Source organism: Rhizobium sp. BK176 (assembly GCF_024808055.1).
Genome location: NZ_JANUBV010000031.1, coordinates 32,438 through 50,388, shown reverse-complemented (window position 1 = coordinate 50,388; position 17,951 = coordinate 32,438). Strand labels below are relative to the sequence as shown.

18 protein-coding genes are annotated in these 17,951 nt (G+C 58.9%); 4 read left to right on the top strand and 14 right to left on the bottom strand.

Annotated features, from left to right (window positions below; translation table 11 throughout):
- Window positions 1–434: 434 nt before the first annotated feature.
- From FHT76_RS37865 to FHT76_RS37835, 7 genes are all read right to left on the bottom strand, one after another.
- Window positions 435–1,304, bottom strand: coding sequence for a sugar phosphate isomerase/epimerase family protein (locus FHT76_RS37865; RefSeq protein ID WP_183759094.1), 870 nt, complete (start codon window positions 1,302–1,304; stop codon window positions 435–437).
- A gap of 158 nt (window positions 1,305–1,462) precedes the next feature.
- Complete coding sequence (locus FHT76_RS37860) at window positions 1,463–2,110, bottom strand: nucleoside/nucleotide kinase family protein (protein WP_183759093.1); 648 nt, start codon at window positions 2,108–2,110, stop codon at window positions 1,463–1,465.
- Between the two features lie 38 nt (window positions 2,111–2,148).
- Window positions 2,149–3,009 carry a sugar phosphate isomerase/epimerase gene (locus tag FHT76_RS37855; RefSeq protein WP_183759092.1) on the bottom strand — a complete coding sequence of 287 codons (861 nt, stop codon included), beginning with the start codon at window positions 3,007–3,009 and terminating at the stop codon, window positions 2,149–2,151.
- A gap of 3 nt (window positions 3,010–3,012) precedes the next feature.
- Window positions 3,013–4,008 carry an ABC transporter permease gene (locus tag FHT76_RS37850; RefSeq protein ID WP_183759091.1) on the bottom strand — a complete coding sequence of 332 codons (996 nt, stop codon included), beginning with the start codon at window positions 4,006–4,008 and terminating at the stop codon, window positions 3,013–3,015.
- Complete coding sequence (locus tag FHT76_RS37845) at window positions 4,005–5,021, bottom strand: ABC transporter permease (protein ID WP_183759090.1); 1,017 nt, start codon at window positions 5,019–5,021, stop codon at window positions 4,005–4,007. Before FHT76_RS37845 ends, FHT76_RS37850 begins: the two co-directional genes overlap by 4 nt.
- A complete protein-coding gene (locus FHT76_RS37840; protein ID WP_183759089.1) occupies window positions 5,014–6,504 on the bottom strand; it encodes a sugar ABC transporter ATP-binding protein in 1,491 nt (496 codons plus the stop codon). Before FHT76_RS37840 ends, FHT76_RS37845 begins: the two co-directional genes overlap by 8 nt.
- 115 nt (window positions 6,505–6,619) lie before the next feature.
- Complete coding sequence (locus FHT76_RS37835) at window positions 6,620–7,594, bottom strand: substrate-binding domain-containing protein (protein WP_028827899.1); 975 nt, start codon at window positions 7,592–7,594, stop codon at window positions 6,620–6,622.
- Window positions 7,595–7,841: 247 nt separating this feature from the next.
- Between FHT76_RS37835 and FHT76_RS37830 the strand changes: the two genes are divergently transcribed.
- Window positions 7,842–8,930: a LacI family DNA-binding transcriptional regulator gene (locus tag FHT76_RS37830; RefSeq protein WP_183759088.1), complete on the top strand. Its 1,089-nt coding sequence runs from the start codon at window positions 7,842–7,844 to the stop codon at window positions 8,928–8,930.
- 88 nt (window positions 8,931–9,018) lie between these two features.
- Here FHT76_RS37830 and FHT76_RS37825 read toward each other — a convergent pair whose 3' ends face one another.
- Window positions 9,019–9,357: a sulfite exporter TauE/SafE family protein gene (locus FHT76_RS37825; RefSeq protein WP_183759087.1), complete on the bottom strand. Its 339-nt coding sequence runs from the start codon at window positions 9,355–9,357 to the stop codon at window positions 9,019–9,021.
- Window positions 9,358–9,601: 244 nt separating this feature from the next.
- Here FHT76_RS37825 and FHT76_RS37820 point away from each other — a divergent pair, with 244 nt between their 5' ends.
- A complete protein-coding gene (locus tag FHT76_RS37820; RefSeq protein WP_183759086.1) occupies window positions 9,602–9,994 on the top strand; it encodes a helix-turn-helix domain-containing protein in 393 nt (130 codons plus the stop codon).
- Window positions 9,995–10,021: 27 nt separating this feature from the next.
- Here FHT76_RS37820 and FHT76_RS37815 read toward each other — a convergent pair whose 3' ends face one another.
- The 6 genes from FHT76_RS37815 to FHT76_RS37790 form a co-directional block, all read right to left on the bottom strand.
- Complete coding sequence (locus FHT76_RS37815) at window positions 10,022–10,291, bottom strand: hypothetical protein (RefSeq protein WP_183759096.1); 270 nt, start codon at window positions 10,289–10,291, stop codon at window positions 10,022–10,024.
- 66 nt (window positions 10,292–10,357) lie between these two features.
- Window positions 10,358–11,104, bottom strand: coding sequence for a TfuA-like protein (locus FHT76_RS37810; RefSeq protein WP_183759085.1), 747 nt, complete (start codon window positions 11,102–11,104; stop codon window positions 10,358–10,360).
- Window positions 11,101–12,354 carry a YcaO-like family protein gene (locus FHT76_RS37805; protein ID WP_183759084.1) on the bottom strand — a complete coding sequence of 418 codons (1,254 nt, stop codon included), beginning with the start codon at window positions 12,352–12,354 and terminating at the stop codon, window positions 11,101–11,103. Before FHT76_RS37805 ends, FHT76_RS37810 begins: the two co-directional genes overlap by 4 nt.
- Window positions 12,355–12,365: 11 nt before the next feature.
- A complete protein-coding gene (locus tag FHT76_RS37800) occupies window positions 12,366–12,497 on the bottom strand; it encodes a hypothetical protein (protein WP_259130587.1) in 132 nt (43 codons plus the stop codon).
- A 124-nt stretch (window positions 12,498–12,621) separates the two neighbouring features.
- Window positions 12,622–14,568, bottom strand: coding sequence for a BTAD domain-containing putative transcriptional regulator (locus FHT76_RS37795; protein WP_183759083.1), 1,947 nt, complete (start codon window positions 14,566–14,568; stop codon window positions 12,622–12,624).
- A gap of 225 nt (window positions 14,569–14,793) precedes the next feature.
- Complete coding sequence (locus FHT76_RS37790; RefSeq protein ID WP_259186617.1) at window positions 14,794–15,834, bottom strand: glutamine synthetase beta-grasp domain-containing protein; 1,041 nt, start codon at window positions 15,832–15,834, stop codon at window positions 14,794–14,796.
- Between the two features lie 462 nt (window positions 15,835–16,296).
- Here FHT76_RS37790 and FHT76_RS37785 point away from each other — a divergent pair, with 462 nt between their 5' ends.
- Entirely contained in the window at window positions 16,297–16,497 is a 201-nt protein-coding gene (locus FHT76_RS37785; protein WP_183759081.1) for a DUF2735 domain-containing protein, read from the top strand.
- A gap of 164 nt (window positions 16,498–16,661) precedes the next feature.
- Window positions 16,662–17,891 carry a TIGR03862 family flavoprotein gene (locus FHT76_RS37780; protein ID WP_183759080.1) on the top strand — a complete coding sequence of 410 codons (1,230 nt, stop codon included), beginning with the start codon at window positions 16,662–16,664 and terminating at the stop codon, window positions 17,889–17,891.
- The last annotated feature ends 60 nt before the right edge of the window (window positions 17,892–17,951 follow it).

Here is a 17,951-nt window from a genome sequence, read left to right as displayed (position 1 = left end):
AGTTCGTAGCGGCGGCGTGTCATCATAGCTCCTAATTCGGAAGCCTTGAATCACGCCGAACGCAATACGCCAAGAGAATTTATGAGTTTACGGCCCAGCACACAGCGGCACGCAGTCGCGGGAGCGGCGAGGATCCCAGATACCGTAACATGACAGAAGACGGGTCAACACCGTTTTCCCCGGTCCGCGCAAAGGGGAGCGCGCAATTGACCGTGCGCTCCAACTGGCGATCTCCTGCTTTTCAAAGCCTATCAGGGACGCGCACGGGCGGCATACCTCAGAACCGCACCAGAGCACTTCGAGCAACGCTCTTGATCACTGCATCGACCCGTTTACGGTCGCGGCGGTATCAGCGCATTTCGTGCCATGTGTCGACCGCGACCAATGTTCTTCATGCAACTGGGGCAATGAACACTGGCCGAAGTGGCCCTGGATCACCCCCCGAGCACAAACCGGGAAAATGCCAGAGAATTACGCGCATCGTCATCCATCCTGGCTTCGTCTGCGCCATCTGTCAGATCACGCCAAACACGAATGTCAGAGCCAATCGTGCCGCCGGTCTTGACGAACGGTTCCATCACGACCGCACCGGTGTAGTTGATCTCACGGAGCGCGAGGCCGATCTCGTGCCAGGGTATTCTGCCCTTCCCAGGTACACGGCGATTACTTTCCCCAGTGTGGAAATGACCTAGCAGCGGACCGGCGTTGCGGATGGCGTCGCCGAAACTGTCTTCCTCGATGTTCATGTGGAAGGTGTCAAGCATCACCTTGACGTTCGACTTGCCGACGTCCTTCACGAAGGCAACGCCTTCAGTGGCGGTGTTCAGAACGTGGTTCTCGAACCGGTTCAACACCTCGATGCAAAGGTTTATGCCGAGGTCGTTCGCAAAGTCTGCAATGCTGTGTATGCCTTCGACACCGCGAGCCCGATCGCCGACCTTGTCGACCGGTTGCGTATAATCGACCGGCCAGTACGAATGCAGTGCACCGCCGATCGTCTTGATATCAAGCTTGGCCACATTGGCGAGCGTCTGCTTGAAAAATGCCTTGCCGGCTTCCCTGACTGCACTGTCGGGCGACGACAGGTTTTTGCTCTTGGAAGGACCAATACCTGCAGTCAGGATGATGTTGTTATCTATCGCGCTCTGCCTGATGATCGCGAGGTCAGCATCACTGTATTCATTGATATGATGCGCCGCGACTTCGATAACGTCGAAACCAAGTTTCGCGACCTTTTCAATGTACGGGCCAAACTTTGCGCTCCACTCATGTTCCCAGTAAGAGTAGTAGATGCCATGTTTCATAGGAGCCTCCTTGAGGTTTCAACTTGCATTTCCTGCCGACGCTTTGTCGGACAGATACGAACGATGGTGCCTGACAGGGCGACGGAACCGACGAAGACGGTAAAGCGACCCGGTGGCGAAAGGCGGCGAAGCGAAAGGCTTCGTTCCGACTTGGAGAATTAATTGTTGTCGATGCGTCGGTCGGGCTCAGCGCTTCCCGAGATGATGGCAAGGCCATTCGGCAAATCGTTCTCTTCGACCTTGCGATCGATTTCCCTTGGATCGAGCCCGAAGGACCGCCAGCGATCCTGGAGCCTTTTTCGCAGATTGTCCTCGCTGACGTCCACAAAGACAGTGAAGTCGAAAATCGGTTTCAACCTGTCCCAGGGGGCCTGGCGGGAGAGGAGGTAGTTCCCTTCGCAGACGATGATGTCCACCGATTGCGGGATCAGGCTTCCCCCAGCACGGGCGATTTCGATCATGCGATCGAAAACCGGGACGGCAATGACGTCATCTTCGTTTGCCTTGATCCGCTCGAGCATCCGACGGAACCCATGCGTGTCGAATGTGTCGATGGCTCCCTTGTAGGGCCGCCGGCCCATCTGCTCCAGCACGGCGTCATCATAGTGATAGCCATCCATCGGAAACAAAGCGGGCCTGACAGCGTACTCGGTCTTGAGATCGTGAACGACCTTTTCCGCGAGAGTGGATTTTCCCGACCCGGGTGCACCTGCAATGGCAATCAGGACTCTTCTGCCACCATTTTCAGATAGGCGCTGAACGGCGACTTTCGCGATCTCACGCGCGTTTGCATCAATCTTGCTCAAGGAGTTCCTCCTTTGCCATCCGCCAGACAGACCACGGCCTAGGCCCCGAAATCCCGCCACCCGTATTGAGCGGCCTTGCCACGCAGGAACGAGAGACCGCTCCCCATGACTTCCTCCACGTCGCGGGCCACCGGACGCCATGTCGATATGTCGCCGGCCATCTCCGTCGGCATGCTGACAAAGCTCTCCAGCACCAGTGCCCCTTTGAAGCCGATTGCCGAAAGGGCGACGAAGATCGAATCCCAGGGGACGTTGCCTGCGCCCGGCGTTCCACGATCGCTCTCCGACATGTGCATGTACTTGAGGTGATCACGAGCTGCGAGAATGCCGTTGGCGGCCCCCTTCTCCTCGATATTCATGTGGAACGTGTCCAGGTGGACGAAGACGTTGTCCATGCCGATCCGCTCGACCAGCGCTACGGCTTGCTCGGCGGTATTGACGAGATGGTTTTCGTATCGATTTACGGCCTCGACGCCGAGCTCAATACCCTTGGACCTGGCCCGTCTCGCAGCCGCCTCGAGGGCACGGGTAAGGTTGTCGTATTCGGCCTGGGTTGGCAGCGAGCCCGTTCGTTCATTGGTGCCGCCAAAGGTTACGCCGGTGAGCGCCTCGGCGCCCATTTCGGCGGTCTTGTCGATTGCTGTTTCCAAGTGGCGGATCGCCGCATCGGGTTGTCGTGATGCCCACGCCGCCTCGGGCAGCACGAGTGAGCATGCGGCTTTGATCCTGTTTGTCTCGAGGAGCGCACGAGTGTGCGCGGCGTCTAACGAGGATGCATCAACCAGCGGGATTTCGATAAATCCGAGCTGGTACTTCTTCGCCCCGGCAATGGCCCGCTCCGCACCTGCGCGGTCCCAATTCATTGTCCACATGCTTGCGTGAATTCCAAAACCCTGCACCGTTCAACCCTTCCTTCTACGTGCGGCCATGTAGGCCGAAGCTATGGTTCGCGCAGCCATGACGACGATCATCAAAACGCCCCATAAAGCCGTTGCGAGATGTTGGTTGGCCCCCATCAAATTGAGACCCGAGGACAGAAGCTGAAGCACGATGAGTGCGACGAAGACCGGCAAGACCCGCCCGAACCCACCAAAGGGGTTGATCCCACCCAGGAACGCCGCAAGAACGGTAATTAGCAGGTAGGATTCACCGTGACCGACGCGAACCGAATTGAACCGGGCAAGCATGATTACGCCGGCGACAGCACACATCACTCCGGACAAGGTATAGACCAGCACCAGAATGCGACGGGTATTGAGACCGGAGTAGCGCGCCGCGTCGATGTTCGAACCGATCATCAGGAGGCCAAAACCGAGCTTGAAACGTGTGAGCAGGAGCTGCCACAGACCGACGCACACGATGAAGATCAGGAGGGGAATCGGGAACCCGAATATCTGTCCGTGCCCGATCGGAGCAATGAAGGTCGGAAAGCCGGACACGTCGCCGCCACGCGTGAGGAATTCGCCCAGGCCGCGCAGGAAGATCATCATCGACAGCGTCACGAGGATTGGATGCGCACGTGTGTAGGCAATAGCAGCACCCGTCATCAGACCCGCTGCAGCGCCAGTGACAAGAGCCGCGATGACGCCAAGAAGAAAGGCAGACGGCGACGCATCGACACCACCGTACGTTTGCATCACCCACGCTGCGGCAAGACCCGACAGATTGGCGGTGAATGTCACGGACAGATTGATGCCGCCGGTCAAAAGCGGCAGCAGCATCGCAAGCGTCAGCAGGCCGAGTTCCGGTAACTGGAAAGCAACCGAGCCAAACGTTGCAGCGGAGATAAAATTGTTTGCTGCAAGACCGAAGATGACCATCACCGCCAGGAAGGCGATGGCCGGACCTGTCATATCCGCGCCGAAGGTGGCATTGAACCTTTGAGCTATGGCTTTCATGAGTGGGTGCTCCCCCTTCTGGTGCCGCCCTTGGCAAGGAATGGCAGAAGCTTGTCGATCCGTGCGGAAGAAAGCGTTATGGCGGCAAGAATGATCGCGCCGACGATCATCTTGAATGCGAATGGCGAGACGCCCATCAGGTTCAACCCGTTCTGGGTAACGGACACCATCAGCACCCCGAGAACGCATCCGATGACCGACCCCTTGCCGCCCCCGAGCCGCGCGCCGCCGAGAACCGTTGCGGCAAGGACGTCGAGTTCACGACCGTAAAGCGCGTTCGGAACGACCTCCTCGGCGTAGTGGGCCTGCATCAATCCACCGATACCGGCCATCAGACCGAGCCAGCCGAACGAAATGTAATGCATGGTTCCGATATTAATGCCGAAGCGGCGCGCTCCCTCCGGATTGTCGCCAAATGCGTAGAGCTGCCGCCCAACGGTGGTGCGCGAAATCATAAACCAGGTCGCTACACAGCAGAGGACCATGACGACGACAGGCAGGGTAAGCTCCACCCAAGACCCGTCGGCCATCTCGCGTTCGAAAAACACCACGCGCGTCGTCAGCCATTCGGGCAGGTCGTAGATCGAGACGCCCTTGGTGAAGAACATCAGGAGACCGAAGAAGATGTTGAAGGTCGAGATTGTCGCAACAATCGAGATGATATGGAGGCGGTAGACGAGTGCCGCGTTGATCAGGCCGAGGCCGATCCCGATCGCTCCGGCGATGATGAACCCTTCGGCCCAGTTGCCGCCGCCCAACGCGCCGAGCGCGAGAGCGGTGACATACTGCACGACGGATGCAGCGACGGCGAAAGAAATGTCGATCCCGCCTGAGATCAGGACGACGAGAAGTCCGACGGCGAAGATAATGTTGACGGCCGAAACGTTCAGCACATCAAACGCGTTGGAGATCGTCAGAAACCGGTCCGTCGCAAAGGACAGACCGAAGCAAAGCACGATCATGACCGCAAGAAGCGTGAACTCGGTTGTGTGTCCAAGGATCAGCCTACGCATAGACGGAAGCCTCCAGTTCGGCGAGCGATACGCTTCGCGGGTCGTAGGTCGCGTGAATCTTGCCTTCCACCATGTGAATGATGCGGTCGGCGTTGAAATAGACCTCCGGTGGTTCGTCGGAGATCAGGATGATGGCTAGACCCTGGGCCGCCAGCTTGTGTACGATCTCGAAGATGCCTGCCCTGGCCCCGACGTCGACGCCCACCGTCGGGGCGTCGAGGATCAGGATTTTGGGATCGATGGCCAGCCACTTGGCAATCGCAACGCGCTGCTGGTTGCCACCTGAAAGCGTCCGTATGGGATCATCAGGCGTACCGATCTTGACGCCGAGCGCGTTGATCCAATGGTCGACGACGCTTGCCTTCTTCGTCGGAGAGATCATCCCGCCCGACATAAGCTTGTCGAGGGATGCCATGACAAGGTTGTCGGCAATCGATTGCGGCTGGTTTAGGCCGAGTGACAGCCGGTCTTCGGACAGGTAAGCAACACCAGCACGAATGGCGTCCCGATTAGACCCGAAACTGACGCGCTCGCCCTCGATGCTGATCTCACCGGCTTGCGGCCGATGCATTCCGAAGATCGTAAGCGCCAGCTCTGTGCGACCCGCCCCAAGGAGGCCTGTAATTCCGAGCGTTTCACCGCGCCGCAGGTCAAATGAGATGTTCTCGAACTCTTTCGCTCGTGTAAGTCCACGCACGGAGAGCACGACTGGATCTTCATCGTGATCGTTGGCGATGACGATGTTGTCGAAGTTGCGACCCGTCATGAGTTCCGTCACGCGCGACTGGGTCATGCCTTCGACGGGGTAAACGCCAACCAGCGCACCATCGCGGAGCACCGTCATCCGATCGGAAATCTCCAGGACTTCGGCGAGGCGATGCGAGACGAACACGACCGCGACGCCGGATGCCGACAGGTTGCGAACGATGTCGATCAGATAGTCGGTTTCGGATTGCGTCAGCGACGCAGTCGGCTCATCCATGAACACAAGGCGAGCTTCGCCGACAAGTGCTCGCGCAATGGCGACGATCTGGCGTTGCGCAATTGGCAGCTCCTTGAGTGGCAGGTCGGGGTCGATCGTAACGCCGAGCCGGGCAAGCGCCCTTTCGGCCGCGTCTTCAATCTTCCGCTTGTCGACGAGGCCGTATTTGCCATTGACCGCGTACTGAAACCCGATGTTTTCGGCGACCGTCATCTCCGGGAAGAGCGCCAGGTCCTGCCAGATGACCTGAATGCCAAGTGACTGCGCCAGCGTCGGTGTCATCGCTGTGACCGGCTGGCCGTCGAAGAAGAACTCCGCACCATCCTGCGGTTTATAGACGCCGGTTATGACCTTGATCAGCGTGCTCTTGCCGCACCCGTTTTCTCCTGCAAGGCAGTGGACCTCGCCGGGATTGACCTCGAACGAGACCCCTTTCAGAGCCCGCACACCGCCAAACGTGACTTTGATATTCTTGAGTGAAAGGAGCGGTATAGCGCTCATGGCATATCTCCCTGATCAGCCGCCCGCTCGGCGGGGTCCGCAGGTACCAGTAAATCTTAAGGAGTGGGTCGCGTGGAGCGAGCTCCTCGCGACCCCAGGCTGAGGCCTCGGGAGGTTAGAGGCCCATGCCAACCAACTTGTCGATGCTTTCCTTGTTGATGGCCAAGAGCTGATCAACGATGATTGTATTTCCTTCTGGAGTGATCTTGCCGAGACCCTCTATGTCATCGCCGGCTTTCGGCTCCTGCCCCTTGGAAATGCGATCAGCGAGCGTCACGAAGACCTCACCGGCCTGCTTGGGATTCCACATGAACCCGCCGGTCAGAGCACCCGACTTGATGAGCTTCGCACCCTGTCCTGGCGAGAACGGCCCGATCACAAAGACCTTTCCGTCCTTGCGGCGCTCTTCAACAGCGCGGCCCGCACCAATCGGACCTTGCGAGCCGAATGCGAGGAAGCCCTTGAGATCGGCGTTCGCTGCCATCAGGTCGAGAGCGGTCGAACGGCTCTTGTCGACATCTTCAGCTACACCGTAGCGGTCGCCTACCAGCTTCATGTCGGGATAGTTGGCCTTGATATAAGCAATCGCAGCATCGGCCCAGGCGTTGTGCAGAGGAACGGTCAACGACCCAACGAAGACCGCGTACGAGCCCTTGCCACCCATCTTCTCGGCGAGGAGCTTGCCATGCGCCTCACCGAAGCCCTTGGCGGAAGCCAGTTCGAAGTCCCAGTTCGCACCGACCTGCTTGGGTGATTCATGCGTAATGACCTTAATGCCAGCATCCTGGGCCTTCTTCAGCACCGGCTCAAGAACCTTGGCGTCGTTGGGAACGACACCAATGTAATCGACCTTTTGCGCAATCAGGTCTTCGATAGCGCGAACCTGGAGAGCCGGATCGGCGCTGGTCGGGCCGACCATGAAGCCCTCGACGCCGAGCTTGGCGCTCTGCTCCTTGATGCCGGCCTCCATGGCATTGAACCACGGGATGCCGCCAATCTTAACGACCACACCAATCTTTGGCCCGGCAAATGCAGTCGATGCAAGAAGCGTCAGCGAGAGGCCGAGCGTGATTGCGAGCATTCTCTTCATGGGTTTCTCTCCTCCAAACAGCGGGCAAAGGAGATGCGCCCACACGAGCCCCATGCTGGTGTGCCAAGCGTTTTCGGCTCCATGACAGAACCTCCTCCCTCGTCGCCTTCCTCAAAGCGCCCATCTTTTTGCACAATCGTTATTGCTTTCTTGCACAATCGATGGTGCAATAACCATAACATCAAAAAGCCTTTCGTCAAGAGGTGCGATTGTTCTAAATAGTGACGAGAGGCGAGGAGATTCGCGGATGTCGGAAAAAGAGCAAAAGAAAGCAACGATTTACGATCTGTCTGTCGTATCCGGCGCGTCGCCTTCGACCGTCAGCGCGGTTCTGAACGGCACCTGGCGCAAGCGGCGGATCTCGGAGGAAACAGCGGACAAGATCATGACGCTCGCTAAAGCACACCGCTACACGGCAAATCTCCAGGCCCGTGCGCTGAGAAGCTCGCGATCCGGCCTTACCGGACTGCTCCTGCCCGTCTATGATACCCGGTTCTTCTCCTCAATGGCTCAGACCTTCGAAGCGAAGGCGCGTCAGCGGGGGTTGGTCCCCATGGTTGTTTCAGGACGACGGGATCCTGAGGAGGAACGACGCACCGTCGAGTCGCTGATCGCATACTCCATCGATTCTCTCTTCGTTGCCGGCGCGACCGATCCCGACGGCGTTCATCAGGCCTGTTTGCGGGCGGGCGTGCCGCACGTAAACATCGACCTGCCCGGCAAGTACGCACCATCGATTATTTCGGACAACCGGCAGGGCGCGGAGGCCCTGACGACAGCTATCATTCGACACGCGGAGGGAATGGGGCCGCTCGCGCCCGAGGACGTGTTCCTGTTCGGCGGGCGCGACGACCACGCAAGCCGTGACCGCGTGATCGGCTTCCATGCGGTAAAGCACTCCATTTTCGGCGGTGACGTCCCGAAGGACGACATAGAGACAACCGGATATTCTCCGGGAATGACCGCCCTCGCTTTCGAGCGCTTTTACGAAAAACATGGCCGACTGCCGCGCTGCTTCTTTGTGAATTCCTCAATCAACTTCGAGGGCCTGTTGCGATTCATGGGACGTCACGACGGAGAAGCCTTCGGGGACATCGTCGTCGGCTGCTTCGATTACGATCCTTTTGGATCGTTCCTTCCCTTCCCCGTCTACATGATCAAGCCAAACGTTTCCGAGATGCTCGATCGGGGGTTTGACTTGCTCGAGGACGACGATGCGGAGCCGCAGATCATCATGATTGAGCCGCAACTCGTGCCTCCACGCACGGCACTCGAAGGACCTCTCGACGCGATAAAAGATCCGTCGCCCTCTCTCGACCGACCAGGCCGACATTAATAATGAAATCTGCTTGGGCCACGAACGCATTCCATGGGATGAGTAATCGTTCGGTCAGCCCCGGTCCGGGCGCCCCCCCCCCCGGTGCTCAGCCGGCAGCGGACACATAGTCCAAAATGAGCTTTATCGACAATCCGAGCAAGGCAATCTCGACCAGGCGGAAAAAGAGCTTGTCGGGAATCACTTTCGTCAACTTGCGTCCAACGAAGCTTCCAATGATCGCGGCCGGAACGATGCAACTTGCCAAGTTGACGTCGAACTGGGCAAACTGTCTCAGTTGCCAATAAGGGACTATCTTTGCCGCGTTCACGATCGCGAAGAGAATTGTCGAGGTCCCCGCAAACACCACGACGCGTCGCGTCCGTGGCTCGGTCGGGCATGGTGCGAGCCGCCGAGTGGCCTGTTTTGCCGGAAAATAAACCGACATTGAGAAAGCCTCAAAGCGGATTACAATGGAGCATCGCGTAGTGGGGATCTTGAGGGGTTCTGAACGCCACCGGGGCTCGCGTAGTGTCAGAATTTCGGGCCGGCCGACGTTTTCACCATGTTCGGATTCACCGCTCTATGCGGGATAAAAAACGTATCAACACAATTGATCCGTTCAATTATCTCCGTTAGGTTGATAACTGGCATTATAGTCGCGCAGCAACCGGCGTTCGAAGGAGACACCGATGAAAGATGGACCGCACGCAGTCGATGTTCACGTCGGGAAGACGATCCGCATCAAGCGATTGATGAGGAAAGTATCGCAGACAGAGCTCGGTGACAGGGTCGGCGTCACGTTTCAGCAAATCCAAAAATACGAAAAGGGCTCGAATCGTGTTTCGGCAAGCATGCTTGTCGAAATCGCCGGCGCCCTCGACGTCGATGTCCGGTCCTTTTTCGAGGAAGTCAACGCCAACATGGCGAATGACAACCCGTCGCCAAGCGAGGAATTTGTCGTTTCGCGCGACGGCGTCCTCCTCAATGCCGCCTTCCTGTCGATCAAAAGCGAATCGGTTCGCAAGAAGATCGTAAAGCTTGTGCAGGCAATTGCCGGCATGGATCACACGGACGACGAATAAACGTCAACGTCCTCCCGGTCCTGAACGTCAGTGGCAGTCGAGAAGCACCAGGTTTTCGGCTGCGTCTTTCATCGCGACCTGCGTTTTTGTGCCGATCAGCTTCTCAAGATTGACGTCGAGCTCCCGCTCCGGATCAATCCCGTCCCAGTCAATGACAACCTGAAGAAGAGCCATGTTCGTCAAGTGCATCAAATTTTGCAGCTTGAGCTTATGGGCCTCATCTTTTGCGGCCGACAGCAACCGGAAAATTCTGGCGTACTCCTTCCCCGTTCCTTCGTCCCTTGTCAGAATGTTCATTGCCACCGCCTTCTCCATAGATGAGCCCTCCGGGGCTTCAACACGACCCATCATTTACAGGCGGCGTTACTCGGGCGTTACAGGCGTGACAGCACCCGTGACTTCGGCACGCAAATGCTCCCAGTGAGAGGTGGCAGCAAAGCCCCAGTCACGGTTCTGCGCAACAAATTCCACGTCCTGCAGATATTGCAGCACGAGATCGGCATCCTTTCGCTTGCGCTCGACCTTGCCTGCGCGAATCGCCCGCAGGATTTCCTTAGCCCGGCCCTCGGTCGAAAAATTGCAACCCTCGACGGCCTTCGGATAGGTTCGCTCGGAAAAATGCAGCGAGCGACCGGCCAGAAACAGCATCTTCTGCTCCGCAAGCGATAGCGCGCCATTCCGGTAGAGCCGGGTGATCGTCGGTTCGAAGTCCACCCAGGGAATGGAAAGGGGCAGCCAGCCGAGCTCGGCGGGTGCATGCACGAGGGCGACGGCCTCATCATCAACCAAGGTGCCGCTTTCATAATCGTCGTAGATCGACCCGATGCCGACCATCCCGAAGTCGGCACATTCGGCCGCGCGAAGCGCGCCCATGCTGGCGCCGCCAACCACGATCACATTGTGCTGCAGGGCATAGAGGATTTCCTTGTGCCATACGGACGGCACCTCGCCGAAGAAGCCATCAACAATCCCGATTGCTTTTGCGCCGTCCTGGACGGCTTGCAGGATGTCGCCGCGCGCTGCCGGTCCACGGAAAACCACTGAGGGATTCTCCGCACGCAGCCTGTCGATGTCAGCGCCGAAACTGGGCCCCGCGAAAATGATTCTCATTGCAAAGTTCCCTGCATGGCGCTGACGGCGCGAAGCCCCAGCTGGATATACTCTCCGCTGACATCGACCTCTAGCCCCGGGACGATGACTCGTACGACCGAGACCGGCAAATGCCGATGCTCGAGTGGGACAGCCACCACCTGCTGGATGCCCCTTGCCTTCAGTCGGTCGAGAATGTGACTGATGTTTTCCTGGATTGTCCGCTGCTCGGATCCGAATGTGGCGGCGACCGGCTTTTCATTGCAGAGATTGACCAGATCCTGCATCGGGCCGCCATCCTCCATTCTTTGGTAGATGCGCGGAGAAAAGTCGTCTCGGCTTCCCGCAATCGCCGTCAAGCGGCTTTGCGCGGCTTCGGTGATGGCACGCAACGCTGCCCGTATGGGATCGGGGTGACATCCACATCCCCCACATACATGGGTCCAGCGGGCGTCAACCCGTTCCCCGAGATTTCCCGGGATGATCACCGCAAGAAAGCTTGGAACCCCGATATCGGTCGTCATGTTCAGCAGCAGCAGGCGCATGCCAGCGCGCTCGATGCGGTCGACGATGATATTCAAAACGGTGTCGCCGAAGGCGGCAGGATCGATCCGGGCACCGCGCAGCTGATCGTAGGGCCGCAGCTGCGTCAGCGCCCACGCGTCGCGTTCGACCAGTTCACAAAGGCCGTGCAGGACGGCTTCGGCGGGCCGGTTGCCGGAGGCAAGACCATCGCTCGACTGTTCGAAGCCAGAGGGCCTCGCTCCCCTGTGGTCGAGGCCGACCAGGGGCCAGGGAACGAAGACCGGGCGATCGGACATGATGTCGAGACCCTCACTCCATGCGAGCGGCTGGTCACCGATTTCGGAAGGCACACACCGGGCAACAGAATCGAGATCGATCATCGGCGCGCGTTCGGCCTTCATGCCCTCGAGCGTCGCGATGACAGGCGCGCCTGGCGGAATTTCCGCAACGCGGGTCTCGACTGCCTCCATAGCGGCGGAAGTCATGGCAGCCTCTTCATCGATCCCCTTGCCCTGAAAAACCGAAAGCGTGTAGCTGTTCGGCCGCGTGGCGAAAGCCACGGGAATTTCGAGCAGATCGAGAGCCGTCAGCAGCCCGACGCGTGTGATGCCGAGCTCCTTGAAATACGGCTTGATCGCCGCGAATGTCTGTCCAGGCGTCATTAAGCGGTCGTGATAGCTGTTGATGCCGGTCGACGACAGGCTGAGATCGCGAGCCAAACGCTCCAGTTCCGTCTGAACAGACATTCGCATGTTCCTCAACGAAACTTCAGGGCGTGAACGATGTTCGCCGTGGCGTTCGTGTCGAGCTGGACGCATTCCTGCTTGAGAACGGCCTGGGCGGCTGCGGACAGGCGGACTGCAACGGGCTTAATCTGGGTCGTCGTCATCGGGTTTCTCCTGGTTGGGCAGCTGGGTGCTGCAGACAGGAGAGAACATGCCTCGACAGGCGTTATTTCGGCGTGACCGCACTCAGCACAAGAAACCAGCCCAAAAGGCGGAACGTGTAACGCTTCAGGACAATCCGGCCATGCGCAGGCCGTCAATCAGCTGGCGCGTGTCGTCAGGATTGCGGTCAGGCACGAATTGCCACACGTCGTCGGTGCGGAAATCGGGAAAATTCTCGAGCACGATCGAGGCGTATCGCGACGCAGCCCTGCGGTCACCGTTCTTTGCATGGGCCGCGGCAAGGAGGCGAGAGGTTGCCGGACGATCCTTGACGCGATCCAGAACCTCGATGGCCTTGGCGTAGTTTTCCTGCACGAAATGGATCCCGCCGAGGTTCCAGTAGTAGTAATCGGGCGGCAGAGGATTGAGCTTGAGCGCTGCCAGGCTGAGTTCGAGCGCCCGGTCGCTCTGCCCGTCATGCAAGAGCGCGTCCGCGTGGTCAGCCAGGATATCGGCATCGTTGGGGTTGAGCATCTGTGCTTCGGCAAAGAAATCCAGGCTGTCGCCGAAGCGCCGGCGATAGAGGGCGACAAAGCCGAGCTCACGCATCGCCCGCCCGCTGTTCGGATCGTTGTCACGGGCAAGCCACGCAAAACGATCCGCCTCCTCCAGCAACTGCGTGTCCTTCATTCCCCGGACGAGCCACTCCATTCCCAGCACGCGCGCCATGCCGGCATTTGCAGAGGAGAACCTGTCGTGACGCGCAAGCGCCGACTTGAACCATTTTCTCGCCTGGCGCAGATGCTGCAGGTCGGTCTTCGAGACCAGCCGCTTTCCTTCGAGATAAAGGCGATAGGCCGACGGATTGACGTCATGGGTCATGTCCAGCAGCTCGCGCCGCTCGATCGTATCGGCCAGCGTCATCACGATACGCCGGGCGAGCTGGCCGAACGATTGGTTGACCTTCTGGATGGCAAGCGGCAGGTCGATCGCCCACAGCACCTCGGCGGTCGAGGTTTTCGTCAGCCGGCAGGTTGCATAGATGTCGTCCTCGCGGCCATGAATGGTGACGTAGACCGTGTAGTCGAACCTGAGTTCGGGTGGCGTCGGAGCTGACAGCGCTCCGGTCACGCTGCGGTTGACGATTTCGAGACTGGTATGGGCAGCGATCACCTTGAAGCCACGCTGCTGGCTCAATCCGATCGTCACCTCTTCAAGAAGCGCGCGACCGACACGCTGCAGCACCGGATCTGACAGGATCGTATCCGGCGGCAATATCAGGACTCGCGGCTGACCAAGGGGATCCAAAGTGATACTTGCCGCAGTCGGGGCGGCCTGCCCGGCAAGCCCGGCCGGAACGATGATCCCGAGTTCATGAGCCAGGACCTGGGTCGCGGCATCCGGCTCTGCACCGTATTCGCTTTTGAGTTCACTGCGGCAACGCGAGTAAGCCTGGCGCGCGGCGGCCACGTCTCCGGCCTGCGAATGCATTTGCATCAACGCCCGGCAAGCGATCTCGTTTGCGGGATCAGCATCGATGAGCAGACCGGCGAGCAGAAGGATATCGTCGGACGTCAGTTTTTCCGGCGCGTCGAGAAGGGCGACGATATGGGCTTCACGGCGCTGCTCCACGCGTTGTCGCTCGACGACAACCCTCTCTTCGGCCTCCATCGTCGGCGCCTTGAATCCTTCAAGCAAGTCACCGCGAAACAGGTCCCACGCAGGCCGAGGCAAGGGCGCGGCCATGTTGCTGAGCATCAGGACGTCGGCTGCCCAATCCTCGTGATTGAAGAACACATGGGTGTTGGTCGCCTTCAAAAGCCGCGGCACTTCCTCAGGAACCCCGCGATCAATGCGGGCAAGAAGCTGGCGCAAGCTGCCGGCGCGCTGCTTCGACTGGTCCGACTGCCAGAGAATGGAGCGCAGAACCTCACGATCCATCGCAAACTGGGGAGCAGTCACGAGAAAGACGAGAAGCGCATAGGCCTTTTCAGGCAAGACGATCTCATTGCCATCTGCGAATAACGCGGGCGTACCAAGTAGACGGAGAAATCGGCTCTTTTTGCCTGTCACGGGCAACTCGCGATTGGGGGATCTACCTCAACTATAAGGGTAATCACTGCCAACGCAAAGGATTATGCGTGTCAGGTTGAATATTTCAACCGGTGGATGATGCAAGCAAGCGACCACGTCAAAAAGCCGCCTTCCAGAGAACGAATCCGTTGTCGAACGTACGCTCCAGAAGAACGTGGCGCCAGTCGAGATCGGCGCCACTGATATCGAATAATGACGGCCCGATCAGGCAGCCGCGGCCGCGTAACCGGTGGTCGGAACTTCCGAGATCGTCTTCAGAACCTGCGAGGCGATCTGGTAAGGGCAGCCCTGGGAGTTGGGGCGACGATCTTCGAGGTAACCGCGGTAGTCGTTCTTGACAAAGGAGTGCGGAACACGGATTGACGCGCCACGATCAGCAACGCCGTAGGAGAACTTGTTCCACGGGGCAGTCTCGTGCTTGCCGGTCAGGCGCAGGTGGTTGTCCGGACCGTAGACATCAATGTGATCCTGGAGGTTCTTATCGAACTGAGCCATGAGTGCTTCGAAATAGGCCTTGCCGCCAACTTCGCGCATGAACTTGGTCGAGAAGTTGCAGTGCATGCCCGAGCCGTTCCAGTCGGTATCGCCGAGCGGCTTGCAATGGAACTCGATGTCGATGCCATACTTTTCGCAGAGGCGCAGAAGCAGATAGCGCGCCATCCAGATCTGGTCGGCGGCTTTCTTCGAACCCTTGCCAAAAATCTGGAACTCCCACTGGCCCTTTGCCACCTCGGCGTTGATGCCTTCGTGGTTGATGCCTGCGGCGAGGCAGAGGTCGAGATGTTCTTCAACGATTTCGCGGGCGATCGAGCCGACGTTTTTGTAGCCAACACCCGTGTAGTACGGACCCTGCGGAGCCGGATATCCGGTTTCCGGGAAGCCGAGCGGACGGCCACTCTCGTAGAAGAAGTATTCCTGCTCGAAGCCGAACCAGGCGTCTTCGTCGTCAAGAATGGTTGCGCGGCTGTTGGACGGATGTGGCGTAAGGCCATCGGGCATCATGACTTCGCACATGACGAGCACACCGTTCGCACGGGCCGGATCCGGATACAGCGCGACAGGCTTCAACACGCAGTCAGAGCTGCGGCCTTCGGCCTGCATCGTGGAGGAACCGTCAAAGCCCCAGAGCGGAAGCTGCTCGAGCGTCGGGAAAGCGTCGAATTCCTTGATCTGCGTCTTGCCGCGCAGGTTTGGTACCGGGGTGTACCCATCGAGCCAGATGTACTCGAGCTTATACTTTGTCATTTGCGAGTCTCTCAAACATGAACCGTGAGCAAATCCTCAAGCAAACGGCCGCAGAAAGGCCGCCCGCGAAGGGATGCCACCTATCATGCACGTAGCGTGCCAGTTTGAGTTCGTCCCGCGGGGATCGGCGCCCAATTTTTCGTCTTGGCGGTAGATCCCCACGGAACTGATAGCGGACTCAATCAGTTAGTGGGAGAAAGACATCCCTACCCCTGTCGATCGGTGGCGTCGTTGGAAAATCCTTCGTCAGGGCGGATATTTGGCAACACACCGGCACCGCACAACAATTAGGCAATTGCCCATTTAATTTACTCGACGAAAAACTGATACAAAGACCAGCAGATCTCAATGCACATTATTCCAACAAATATTGCCTTATTTTCAATCATATCGCGCATTTCCTGTGCATCTATGCTATATCGATCTTGAGACGACGGAAGTGGATGAGCAAGGAGGCAGGAAATGGCCATTGGTGTGCATCACGAGACAGCGACGATCTACGCCTTCCCGGGAAAGCGTTTCACGGCGGAGCCGCGCAAGTCTATTGATCTTGAGAGCCAGATAGAGCCTTCCGTCTATGACAGCTGCTGGTACCACGACGAGGCAATGAAGGAAGCTGAAAAGCCATGCCCACCGAAATCCAAACCGCGCATCGTGGACTGATACTAGAGACGACGGCCAATCGCCCGTCGGCTGTCGCACACGGGCGATCGGCACGCTATTGCGCATGACCCCGACCGCTTCCCCCCTGCCCAACACAGGAAACCTTGCAGTTTCCATTCAGCCCGGTATTGAGGACTTTCGCTCGAAAGCCTAAGCACCGTTTCATGGTCAAAAAGGACATTGCAATACTTGGCGGCGGCCCGGCAGGACTGATGGCCGCGGAAAGCCTGGCGGCAAACGGTCACGCCGTTACGGTTTATGAAGCCATGCCGACGGTAGCGAGGAAATTCCTGCTCGCCGGGAAATCCGGGCTAAACATCACGCATTCCGAAGACTATACTGATTTTACCCGGCGCTTCGGCCCGTCGAATTTCCGGTTGCGGGACGCGCTTGACGCCTTCATGCCATCCGACGTGAGGGCCTGGGCGGCGGCGCTTGGGACCGAAACCTTTATCGGATCCTCCGGACGTGTCTTCCCTGTCGTCATGAAGGCCTCACCGCTCCTGCGGGCCTGGCTGCGGCAGCTTGAGGCAGCAGGCGTTCGTATCCGGACGCGGCATCGCTGGATGGGTTTTTCCGACGGTGGCTATCTGATCGCATCGCCTGACGACACCAGGGTCGTTCGTCCCGATGCCGCGCTGCTCGCACTCGGCGGCATGAGCTGGCCGCGGCTCGGGTCGGACGGAACATGGGCTCCGTGGCTGCGCGAGCAAGGCATCACCGTCAATGGCTTCCGTCCTGCCAACTGCGGCTTCGACGTCGACTGGAGCGACATCTTGCGCCAACGCTTTTCCGGCGCGCCCGTCAAATCCGTCACGGCAACCTCGCAGGCAGGCACCCTACCCGGCGAATTCGTCATCAGCCAGCGTGGCATCGAGGGGAGCCTCGTTTACGCCCATGCAGCAGCATTGCGGGACAGGTTGTCACGCGGCGAACCGGCTTCGCTCGTCATCGATCTGGTGCCGGGCCGTTCCGGCGACCGGATTGCACGGGACCTCAGAAAGCAGGATGCCAAGGCGAGCCTTTCCAATCGCCTGCGCAAAGGCGCGGGTATCGACGGAGTGAAGGCCGCCCTGGTTCGTGAGCTTGCCCTCAGCGGAGAACTCAACGATCCGGATCGACTGGCAAGACTGATCAAGGCCTTGCCCATTCCCGTTTTGAGGCCGCGTCCCATAGCCGAGGCGATCTCATCGGCAGGTGGCATCGACTGGGCCGGCATCGACCCGAACTACATGCTGCGGGCCATTCCCGGGCTCTTTGTGGCAGGAGAAATGATCGACTGGGAGGCGCCGACAGGTGGTTACCTGCTGACAGCCTGTTTTGCCACCGGCCGCGCCGCAGCGCGCGGCATCACCGACTGGCTCGCCCGATCACAGCGTCCGGACGCACCGTAACGCATGGGACGGCCGGCTTTGCCCTCGGGCACTCGGACGGTCCAAAGCGCCCTCAACTGC

Excerpts from the sequence above, each read along its gene's own strand:
- FHT76_RS37865 (WP_183759094.1), bottom strand. The coding sequence starts at position 1,304 with ATGAAACATGGCATCTACTACTCTTACTGGGAACATGAGTGGAGCGCA.
- FHT76_RS37850 (WP_183759091.1), bottom strand. The coding sequence starts at position 4,008 with ATGAAAGCCATAGCTCAAAGGTTCAATGCCACCTTCGGCGCGGATATG.
- FHT76_RS37845 (WP_183759090.1), bottom strand. The coding sequence starts at position 5,021 with ATGCGTAGGCTGATCCTTGGACACACAACCGAGTTCACGCTTCTTGCG.
- FHT76_RS37840 (WP_183759089.1), bottom strand. The coding sequence starts at position 6,504 with ATGAGCGCTATACCGCTCCTTTCACTCAAGAATATCAAAGTCACGTTT.
- FHT76_RS37835 (WP_028827899.1), bottom strand. The coding sequence starts at position 7,594 with ATGAAGAGAATGCTCGCAATCACGCTCGGCCTCTCGCTGACGCTTCTT.
- FHT76_RS37830 (WP_183759088.1), top strand. The coding sequence starts at position 7,842 with ATGTCGGAAAAAGAGCAAAAGAAAGCAACGATTTACGATCTGTCTGTC.
- FHT76_RS37825 (WP_183759087.1), bottom strand. The coding sequence starts at position 9,357 with ATGTCGGTTTATTTTCCGGCAAAACAGGCCACTCGGCGGCTCGCACCA.
- FHT76_RS37820 (WP_183759086.1), top strand. The coding sequence starts at position 9,602 with ATGAAAGATGGACCGCACGCAGTCGATGTTCACGTCGGGAAGACGATC.
- FHT76_RS37815 (WP_183759096.1), bottom strand. The coding sequence starts at position 10,291 with ATGAACATTCTGACAAGGGACGAAGGAACGGGGAAGGAGTACGCCAGA.
- FHT76_RS37810 (WP_183759085.1), bottom strand. The coding sequence starts at position 11,104 with ATGAGAATCATTTTCGCGGGGCCCAGTTTCGGCGCTGACATCGACAGG.
- FHT76_RS37805 (WP_183759084.1), bottom strand. The coding sequence starts at position 12,354 with ATGTCTGTTCAGACGGAACTGGAGCGTTTGGCTCGCGATCTCAGCCTG.
- FHT76_RS37800 (WP_259130587.1), bottom strand. The coding sequence starts at position 12,497 with ATGACGACGACCCAGATTAAGCCCGTTGCAGTCCGCCTGTCCGCAGCC.
- FHT76_RS37790 (WP_259186617.1), bottom strand. The coding sequence starts at position 15,834 with ATGACAAAGTATAAGCTCGAGTACATCTGGCTCGATGGGTACACCCCG.
- FHT76_RS37785 (WP_183759081.1), top strand. The coding sequence starts at position 16,297 with ATGGCCATTGGTGTGCATCACGAGACAGCGACGATCTACGCCTTCCCG.
- FHT76_RS37780 (WP_183759080.1), top strand. The coding sequence starts at position 16,662 with ATGGTCAAAAAGGACATTGCAATACTTGGCGGCGGCCCGGCAGGACTG.